At 42.3% G+C, this 499-nt stretch carries 1 protein-coding gene; it reads left to right on the plus strand.

Annotated elements, in window-relative coordinates:
* Positions 1-95 precede the first annotated feature (95 nt).
* Positions 96-499: helix-turn-helix domain-containing protein (locus AB4274_RS21880; protein ID WP_372059096.1), on the plus strand; the 404-nt coding region annotated here is incomplete at its 3' end.

Consider the following 499-nt stretch of genomic DNA (forward strand, 5'->3'; position numbering starts at 1 on the left):
GGTTCATCGCGGATTAGCGGGAACTAAAAACAAAAACGGTAGTAAGTGATATGGTTTAGTCGCCAAACAAAAATCATACACAAACTACCGTTTTCATGCCGAATCATACTTTCCTATCTTCATTCTGGGAAGGCTTTCAAATAGTAAAGTCTCACCAGACAGCATCACTTATTACCCTGACTCTTAAACCTAACTCTGAGGCTAAGTGCCTTTGTGGTCTCGAGGCCGAGGCTATTCATGAGTATCAATGGCGTCATGTAAAAGAGGCCATGTTGCTCGGTGTTCCTGTTGAACTTTCCGTTCAAACACGAAGAATCAAGTGTCGTGACTGCGGCATAAAAACAGAGTCTCTATCTTGGTTAGAGCCTTATGCTCGTATAACGAAGCGCTTAAAAAGTTATATAGAACAACTGCTGCCTCTTCTTCCCATTAAGCATATCTCCCAGTTAACAAGCGTACATTGGCACACCATTAAAGAGATAGATAAACGCCGACTTCG

This window comes from Vibrio sp. 10N.261.55.A10, from assembly GCF_041470825.1.
GTDB lineage: Bacteria > Pseudomonadota > Gammaproteobacteria > Enterobacterales > Vibrionaceae > Vibrio > Vibrio crassostreae_C.